The organism is Yersinia sp. LJYL362 (genome assembly GCF_048323875.1).
In genome coordinates this window covers 1-9,428 of the sequence record NZ_JBLWEX010000066.1, presented here as the reverse complement: position 1 = coordinate 9,428, position 9,428 = coordinate 1, and the positions used below count along the sequence as shown (strand labels likewise).

Genomic DNA, 9,428 nt, shown 5'->3' with positions numbered 1-9,428 from the left:
AGCCTCAGCTACCCGACGTTGCCACACTGAAAGATGTCCGGCTGCAAACACCTATGTTGGTGTATAGCGCCGAAGGCGAATTGATCGCCCAATACGGTGAAAAGCGCCGTATCCCGTTGACATTAAAGCAAATTCCACCAGAAATGGTGCATGCGTTTATTGCGACGGAAGATAGCCGATTCTATGAGCATCACGGTGTGGACCCGGTGGGTATCCTACGTGCAGCTTCTATTGCTATGGTGTCGGGGCGCGCCTCTCAAGGGGCCAGTACCATCACTCAGCAGTTAGCGCGAAACTTTTTCTTAAGCCCGGAACGAACCTTGATGCGTAAAATCAAGGAAGCTTTTCTGGCGATTCGCATTGAACAGCTACTGACCAAAGATGAAATTCTTGAGTTGTATCTGAACAAGATTTATCTGGGTTATCGCGCTTACGGTGTCGGTGCAGCGGCGCAGGTCTATTTTGGTAAAGAAATCAACGAGTTAACCCTTAGCCAGATGGCGATGATTGCTGGTTTGCCAAAAGCGCCATCAACTTTCAACCCGCTTTACTCACATGACCGCGCTGTTGCACGTCGTAATGTGGTGCTGTCGCGTATGTTGGATGAAAAGTACATCACCCAAGCACAGTATGATCAGGCTCGCAGTGAAGAGTTGGTTGCCAACTACCATGCGCCGCAAATTGCTTTCTCAGCACCCTATCTGTCCGAAATGGTGCGGCAGGAAATGATTAAGCGCTATGGCGAAAACGCCTATACCGACGGCTATCAGGTCTATACCACCATCACCAAAAAGCTTCAGCTCGCGGCGGTGGATTCCTTACGCGCCAATGTGTTGGCTTATGACATGCGCCACGGCTATCGTGGCCCATCCAATGTGTTATGGAAGGTGGGCGAAAGCGCGTGGAGCCGTGAGCAAATTATTGATTCACTGAAAACACTGCCAGTCTATGGCCCACTGTTGCCTGCGGTTATCACTGAGGCAAATGCGGAACAGGCAGTGGCCATGTTGGCTGATGGTAGCAGCGTGACATTACCGATGGCCGGTATGCGTTGGGCGCGCCCGTATAAATCTGACAATGCTCAGGGGCCGACACCTAAAAAGGTCACCGATGTTGTTCAGCCGGGTCAGCAGATTTGGGTCAGAAAAGTGGATGACAATTGGTGGTTGGCCCAAGTGCCAGATGTCAACTCCGCCTTGGTTTCCATTGATCCCAATAATGGTGCAATTAAAGCACTGGTAGGCGGTTTTGACTTTAACCAAAGTAAATTCAACCGTGCTACCCAGGCATTGCGTCAGGTGGGGTCGAATATTAAACCTTTCCTGTACACCGCGGCGATGGACAAAGGCTTGACCTTGGCAACCATCCTCAACGACTTGCCGATTACCCGCTGGGATGCTGGTGCGGGTACCGACTGGCGGCCAAAAAACTCGCCACCCACTTATGATGGTCCGATTCGTTTGCGCCAAGGTTTGGGTCAATCGAAAAACGTCGTGATGGTGCGAGCCATGCGCGCCATGGGCGTGGATTATGCCGCTGAATACCTACAACGCTTTGGTTTCCCGGCACAAAATATCGTGCATTCAGAATCATTGGCGCTGGGTTCTGCTTCATTCACACCATTGCAGTTAGTCCGAGGTTATGCGGTGTTGGCCAACGGCGGCTATTTGGTCGACCCGTATTTCATCACCAAAATCACCGATGACACCGGCAATGTGCTGTTTGAAACGAAACCGAAGATTGTCTGTGAAGCGTGTAACTTACCGGTCATTTATGGCGACACTCAGCGCTCGGTGGTGCTATCCGACGATAACACTGAAAACGTGGCAACTTCACAAACCAATAATGCCAGCAATGTGCCAATGCCGGAGTTGGAACAAGTCACTCCAGCACAAGCTAAGCTCAATAGCGATGAGCAGTATGCACCGCATGTCATAAGCACACCGCTGGCGTTCCTGATTCGCGATGCATTGAACTCCAACATCTTCGGGGAACCGGGCTGGATGGGGACAGGCTGGCGTGCTGGGCGCGATTTAAAACGCAAAGATATCGGCGGTAAAACCGGTACCACCAACAACTCGAAAGATGCATGGTTCTCCGGCTATGGCCCGGACACTGTGACATCAGTCTGGATTGGTTTTGACGATCATCGCCGTGACTTGGGTCGTAGTACTGCATCTGGCGCAATTTCTGACCAGATATCAGGTGCTGAAGGCGGGGCGAAAACTGCTCAACCGGCATGGGATGACTTTATGAAAGCAGCCCTTGAAGGTTTGCCAGAAAAACAAGTCGCGCCACCACCGGGTATTGTCAGTGTCGTGATTGATAAGCAAACCGGTAAGCTATCCACTGGTGGGCCAGGTAGCCGCTCAGAGTACTTTATCGAGGGGACACAACCCACTGAATATTCAGTACATGAAGCGGGTACGACGCTGATGGATAACGGCCAGACTCACGAATTATTCTGATAATGAATTAAGTGAGTGCGAATGGCTGCGTAGTCATCAATGCAGCTGTTGCCCCAAAATAAAAGCCGGGAAATCGCAAGATTGTCCCGGCTTTTTTATTAAGGTCGCTCAAGATTAAAAGAGGCCCGCTTTAGTCAGAAATGCCTGAGCCAAAAATAGGGCGCTGACATTTCTGGCTTCACGAAAACTCGGTTCGTCGAGCAGTGCCATCATATTCGCAATTGGCCAGCGCACTTGTGGCAGCGGTTCCGGCTCATCACCTTCCAAACTTTGCGGGTAAAGGTTTTGTGCGACAACAATATTCATTTTGCTCGAGAAGTAGGACGGAGCCATCGTCAGCTTACTAAGGTAATCAAACCGCTCAGCGCCAAACCCGACCTCCTCCATCAACTCACGATTGGCGGCGTCTAACACGCCTTCTCCGGGATCAATGAGTCCTTTTGGGAAACCCAACTCATACTCTTCAATACCCACGGCATATTCGCGGATCAGCAATAAGTCATTGCCAATAATTGGCACAATCATGACGGCTTCGCGATTCGATGGCCGCATCCGCTCATAAACGCGCTGTACGCCATTGCTGAACTCCAGACTCACGGCTTCAACAGTAAACAAGCGGGAGCGGGCAATGGTTTCTATTTGATGTATTTTAGGTTTTTGCAGGTGTTTCATAATAGCCCCAAATTAAAACTCGCCGCCTATCGGACGCGCATCGGGGTAGTCAGGCTCATAATATGGTTACTTAATAAGCCACTTTTTACCCATGCGGATTAACCCGACTCTTTATACTGGATTTTATTAGAACTTGATCACATTGTGCGTTAATGAGAACCTTTATCGCAATGTCAGTTAGATATAATTTACCTGTTTTTAACATGGCGGCGAGTTTAGTCAAGATTCAACCGGTTAATTATCATCCTATATCTGCGCAATATCAGTTAAAACTTGTGTTTGAAAATAGGATTATGCTGATATTACCGATGTTTTAGCCTTGCTATCCTTATCAGTCTACGGGCAGTTTAAGAGCACTTGTATTAGGTTATTTGATGAATAACTCTGTTATATGCCTCTGTACTGTGTTTATGCGTAAGATAATGCATTAGTGACGTAAGTCAGGGGCGCTCGGATGGGGATAGGATGAGCACAATAGTCTTAATATTGGCCTTACTGTTGACCTGTCTGATCGCAGTAGGTTTGCTATGGTGGTTCCGATTCCGCCGCCCTTCCCCCGTAACTGCCGCACTGCCGTTCGCAAAACCCACGCATCGAAAACTGACACCGGAAGAGCGGGTCAATATTGAAAACTACCTTTTAAACCAGCAGGATAAAATTGGGTTCAAACCCCAGTCAACGTTTGACAACCGGACGCTGACAAACAGTACACCTTCACCCACGAAACTGATTTTAACACCTCAAAGTGACAATGTTTATGCGGTAACCCGCGCGATTACCCGCTATGGTGTGGCAACTGACGAACCCAACAAATGGCGCTATTATCTTGATTCTATTGAAGTTCACCTACCGGCTTCATGGGAGCAATATATTACTCAGGATAATGACGTCGAACTTATCCAAACCCAAACCATTCCTTTGGTTATCTCCCTCAACGGGCATACGCTGAAGAATCATCAGTCTGAGAACACTTACCAGCCTATTTTATCTTCCGTGGCGCAAAATGCATCAATCCGCAAAGCAGATAGCGAGCATATTGAGCTACTGAATATCCGCAAGGAAACCCCGGAAGAATATGCCCTGCATGGCACTAACGGCTTGAAAGAAGCCGGGGCCATCTGTTTGGCATTGCTGTTACTGTTCTTTGCACTGACCGGCCCAGCGGTGACGCTGCCCTGGCTTATTATTGTGGCGGCAATATTAACCGGTTGGGCATGCTGGAATATGTTCCGCCCATTATCTGAAAAAGATTTGCGTGAGGTTCATTGCTTAAGCGGCACGCCAAAGCGCTGGGGCCTGTTCGGTGAATCAAATCAGGGGCAGATGAACAATATCTCACTTGGGATTGTTGATCTGATCTATCCGGCGCATTGGGGGCCTTATTTTGCTCATGATTTGGGCAAAAAAACCCACATTGATATCTACCTCAATCGTCAGGTTGTACGTCAGGGGCCATTTTTGTCCCTACATGATGAAATGAAAAACTTCCCCCTACAGCGCTGGGGGAAAAACCTGACATTGATGGCCGGATCACTGTTGGTGATGGCGTTATTACTGATTTATGTGCCACTGGGGCTGCCACTAAAATTGAGTGTCGCCTGGTTGCAAGGCGCACAAAGCCAGCAGGTGACCAGCGTTGAAGCGTTAGAAAAAATGCCACTCCGTATTGGCGATATGCTGAAAGCACAGGGAATGGGAATGTGCTATGTCCCGCCGAATACTCAAAACCCGCACAGTTTTGTTTTCACCCCTTTTGATTGTTCCGGTATCTATTGGAATAACGCTGCACCCTTGCCGCAACCTGAATCTGAGATCATTGAAAAGGCGGCATCCTTGGTGGCTACCGTCAATCAACAGCTACATCCACAGGGCGCGGATGCTAACGTTAACCCACAATTGGCAACTGCTATTGAAAAATCCGGCATGATATTGCTGGATAACTTTGCGGATATCGTCTTAAAAACACAGGCATTATGTGGTGGTGATACTGATTGCATTCGCCTGAAAAATGCTTTGGTAAATTTGGGCAATGCCAAGAATTGGTCAGGGCTGGTGAAACGGGCACAGTCAGGCACCTTAAAAGGCATGAATGTGCTGTTGCGTCCGGTCAGCGCCGACACACTGGAAAATTTGGTTAAAACGGCGACTTCATCATTTGTTTACCGTGAAACACATCTGGCGACAGAAGCCTTGAACAGCCCACCACCGGGTGGGTTCCTGATTACCAGCGATGAGGGGAAACAGTTAGTCAATCACCCTGCACCCTCGGTTCCTCTGTTCGATTACAGTGCGTTGGAGCAGTGGCGCGAATTGCAGCGGCTCTCAGGGCTGCTACTCAATACCCCGTTTAAGGCTGAAGGTATCATTACCAATATCACCACCGATGCCAATGGAACTCGCCATATTGCATTACACAGCGAACCGGATATCGTGACACTCTGCCGTTATTTGGGCACCAGCCTGCTGTTGCTGGTTCTGATTGTGTGTTTAGGGGTGAATACTGCCTTATTCATTCGGCGCGTCCTGAAAAACCGTAGCCGTATGGATAATATTCAACGCTATTATGATAATTGCTTCAACCACCCCCTCACTCCAGCGCCTTTCCTACGTTAGCCCTTTTTCGTTTATCATTAGTCTTATTGAAACACAGCTAATGCGGAGTCGTGATGCCCCCTAAATTGAATTGGCAAGAAATTGATACCGTGCTGTTGGATATGGATGGCACCTTGCTTGATCTAGAGTTCGACAGCCATTTCTGGCTCAAGCAGGTACCGGAAACACTCAGCCAACGCCGGGGGATATCTCTGGAGCAGGCGCATAAAATTATCCATGATGAATATCTGGCAGTGCAGCACACACTAAATTGGTATTGCTTCGATTATTGGAGCGAGCGGCTAGATTTGGATATCTACGCGATGACCACGCAAGCGGGCAATCGCGTGCGGTTGCGCCAGGATACCCAGCCCTTTTTAGCCCGTTTACGTGAGCGCGGCTTACACACTATTTTACTCACCAATGCCCATCCGCACAGCCTGGCGGTAAAAATTGAGCACACCGCTCTCGACCAGCACCTTGATTTATTACTTTCTACCCATACATTTGGTTATCCAAAGGAAGATCAACGACTGTGGCAAGCTGTCACGCAGCATACCGGGCTGAATCCTGCCAGAACCTTATTTGTCGATGACAGTGAGAAGATTCTGGATGCCGCGCGCACCTTTGGTATTCGCTACTGTTTGGGAATAGAAAACCCAGACTCCAGCTGTGCTGATAAAGCATTTCACAGCCACCCTGCAATCAATGACTACCGTAAACTATTGCCTGCATTAGCGTTACGCAAGTGATATCGGAATAAATGAGTATGACGGCTGGGAGTCTTCATGAAAGAGAAAGCAGTCTCGGACGAATCGGTTCGGCTAGATAAATGGCTTTGGGCGGCCCGGTTTTACAAAACCAGAGCCATCGCGCGGGAAATGGTGGATGGCGGCAAAGTCCATTACAACGGGCAGCGCGGTAAACCGAGTAAGCTGGTTGAAATCAATGCTGAAATCCGTCTGCGCCAAGGTAATGATGAGCGCACGGTTCGGGTTTTGGCGCTACACCACCAGCGCAGGGGCGCAAGTGAAGCGCAAGCATTGTATGAAGAAACAGAGGCCAGCATGGCTAACCGCGAGAAAGTGGCGCAGGCACGTAAGCTCAATGCTCTGACCATGCCACATCCGGATCGGCGACCGGATAAAAAAGAGCGTCGCAACCTGATCAAATTTAAACAAGGTGAGCCTGAGTAAACAGCTTGCAGCCAGAAAGAGAGAAACTTATGTCTAATCACGACCAATCTAATCACGATCAATCTAATCATGATCAACTGCATCGCTACCTGTTCGCCAACCATGCTGTGCGCGGTGAACTGGTTTCAGTTAATGAAACCTACCAACAGGTGCTCGCTAATCATGACTACCCTCCTGCGGTACAAAAACTGTTGGGTGAAATGTTGGTCGCGACCAGTCTGCTGACCGCTACGCTCAAATTTGACGGTGATATCACGGTACAATTGCAGGGTAGCGAGGGCCCACTCTCGCTGGCAGTCATTAACGGTAATAACCAGCAAGAAATGCGCGGTGTCGCCCGCTTTAAAGGTGAAATCAGTGATGACAGTACTTTGAAAGAGATGATGGGCAACAGTGGCTATCTGGTCATAACCATCACGCCTGCGCGGGGTGAGCGCTATCAAGGCGTGGTAGCACTGGAAGGTGAGACTATCGCCGCTTGCCTGGAAAATTACTTTATGCAATCAGAACAACTTCCTACGTGCCTGTTTATCCGCACCGGCAATGTAGCAGGTAAACCTGCCGCAGGCGGGATGCTGTTGCAAGTTCTACCCGCACAAGAGCGTAATGAAGATGAGTTTGATCATCTGGCACAGCTCACAACCACCATCAAAGCCGAGGAGTTATTCACCCTGCCGGCTAATGAGGTGCTGTATCGTTTATATCATCAGGAAGAAGTGACACTTTACGAACCACAAAATGTCAGTTTCCGCTGTACCTGTTCTCGCGAACGTTGCGCCGATGCATTAGTGACGCTATCCGAAGATGACGTCAAAGAAATGCTGGAGCAAGATGGCAATATTGATATGAATTGCGAATATTGCGGCACTCACTACCTGTTTGATTCGGTCGATATTGCCACATTAAAAAGCGGTAATGGCCCTTCATCAGAACAAATTCATTAATTCTCGTAATACTTGGTTGGGTGCTGACTCGTGCCCAGCCATTTCCTCTGCCGTTTCATACTTGCGACAATCCGTGTCCTATCTCTCATAACCTAGCGAAAAATAGGTCATATATTGAAATATTTGAACGCTATCGCTGTTAATCAGAGATGAGTAATTACAATCGCTGGTAGAAAATTGACGATCCAGGAGTTATGACATGAGTGTTAAAGGAATTACCCCGCAGGAGCTCGCCGCCTATGGCATCCATAACGTCAGCGAGATTGTTTACAACCCAAGCTATGATTTACTGTTCCAGGAAGAGACTAAACCCACACTCGAAGGATACGAGCGCGGAACCCTCACCACCACAGGAGCAATTGCAGTAGACACCGGTATCTTCACCGGCCGTTCACCAAAAGATAAATATATTGTCCGTGATGCTATCACGCAGGATACCGTGTGGTGGGCCGATCAGGGCAAAGGCAAGAATGATAATAAACCGCTAAGCCAAGAGACCTGGACTCACCTGAAAGGGTTAGTCACTAATCAGCTGTCTGGCAAGCGCCTGTTTGTTGTTGATACCTTCTGCGGTGCCAATGCCGATACCCGTCTGCAAGTACGCTTTGTCACTGAAGTGGCCTGGCAAGCGCATTTCGTTAAAAACATGTTTATCCGCCCAACGGATGAAGAACTGGCCCATTTCAAACCTGATTTTATCGTCATGAATGGCGCTAAATGCACTAACCCGAACTGGAAAGAGCAAGGTCTGAATTCAGAGAACTTTGTCGCCTTTAACCTGACGGAACGTATGCAGCTGATTGGCGGCACATGGTATGGCGGCGAAATGAAGAAAGGTATGTTCTCAATGATGAACTACCTGCTGCCACTGAAAGGCATAGCTTCCATGCACTGTTCGGCTAACGTCGGCGAAAAAGGCGATGTGGCTATCTTCTTCGGGTTGTCCGGTACCGGTAAAACCACCCTGTCTACTGATCCGAAACGCAAGTTGATCGGCGATGACGAGCATGGCTGGGATGATGACGGCGTATTTAACTTTGAAGGTGGCTGCTACGCCAAAACCATCAAATTATCTGAAGAAGCAGAACCCGATATTTATCATGCAATTAAGCGTGATGCTTTGCTGGAAAACGTAGTGGTGCTGCCCGATGGCTCGGTTGATTTCAATGACGGCTCCAAAACTGAAAACACCCGTGTTTCTTACCCTATCTACCACATTGAAAATATCGTTAAGCCCGTCTCTAAAGCTGGCCATGCCACTAAGGTTATTTTCCTGACTGCCGATGCCTTTGGCGTATTACCGCCGGTATCTCGCCTGACGGCAAATCAAACCCAGTATCACTTCCTGTCTGGCTTTACCGCCAAACTGGCGGGTACTGAGCGCGGTGTCACTGAGCCAACACCAACCTTCTCTGCTTGTTTTGGTGCGGCATTCTTGTCACTGCATCCAACACAATATGCAGAAGTATTGGTTAAACGTATGCAAGCGGTGGGCGCTCAAGCTTATCTGGTCAACACTGGCTGGAATGGCACCGGCAAACGTATTTCCATCAAAG

The 9,428-nt window shown here is 48.8% G+C and carries 7 protein-coding genes; 6 read left to right on the top strand and 1 reads right to left on the bottom strand.

Annotation, left to right across the window (positions count from 1 at the left end):
• The coding region (gene mrcA, locus ACNSO8_RS02800) for a peptidoglycan glycosyltransferase/peptidoglycan DD-transpeptidase MrcA (RefSeq protein WP_418393753.1) at nucleotides 1–2,468 on the top strand (2,468 nt) is incomplete at its 5' end.
• A 114-nt stretch (nucleotides 2,469–2,582) separates the two neighbouring features.
• Here the strand turns inward: mrcA and nudE are convergent.
• Nucleotides 2,583–3,140, bottom strand: coding sequence for an ADP compounds hydrolase NudE (nudE, locus tag ACNSO8_RS02795; protein WP_418393752.1), 558 nt, complete (start codon nucleotides 3,138–3,140; stop codon nucleotides 2,583–2,585).
• 465 nt (nucleotides 3,141–3,605) lie between these two features.
• Here nudE and ACNSO8_RS02790 point away from each other — a divergent pair, with 465 nt between their 5' ends.
• The 5 genes from ACNSO8_RS02790 to pckA all read left to right on the top strand — a co-directional run.
• A complete protein-coding gene (locus ACNSO8_RS02790) occupies nucleotides 3,606–5,753 on the top strand; it encodes an intracellular growth attenuator family protein (protein WP_418393751.1) in 2,148 nt (715 codons plus the stop codon).
• 53 nt (nucleotides 5,754–5,806) lie between these two features.
• Entirely contained in the window at nucleotides 5,807–6,484 is a 678-nt protein-coding gene (yrfG, locus tag ACNSO8_RS02785; RefSeq protein WP_418393750.1) for a GMP/IMP nucleotidase, read from the top strand.
• Between the two features lie 36 nt (nucleotides 6,485–6,520).
• On the top strand, nucleotides 6,521–6,928 hold the full coding sequence (hslR, locus tag ACNSO8_RS02780) for a ribosome-associated heat shock protein Hsp15 (RefSeq protein WP_418393749.1): 408 nt from the start codon (nucleotides 6,521–6,523) through the stop codon (nucleotides 6,926–6,928).
• 29 nt (nucleotides 6,929–6,957) lie between these two features.
• Complete coding sequence (gene hslO / locus ACNSO8_RS02775) at nucleotides 6,958–7,872, top strand: Hsp33 family molecular chaperone HslO (RefSeq protein WP_418393748.1); 915 nt, start codon at nucleotides 6,958–6,960, stop codon at nucleotides 7,870–7,872.
• Between the two features lie 199 nt (nucleotides 7,873–8,071).
• On the top strand, nucleotides 8,072–9,428 hold a 1,357-nt coding region (gene pckA, locus ACNSO8_RS02770; protein ID WP_418393747.1), incomplete at its 3' end, for a phosphoenolpyruvate carboxykinase (ATP).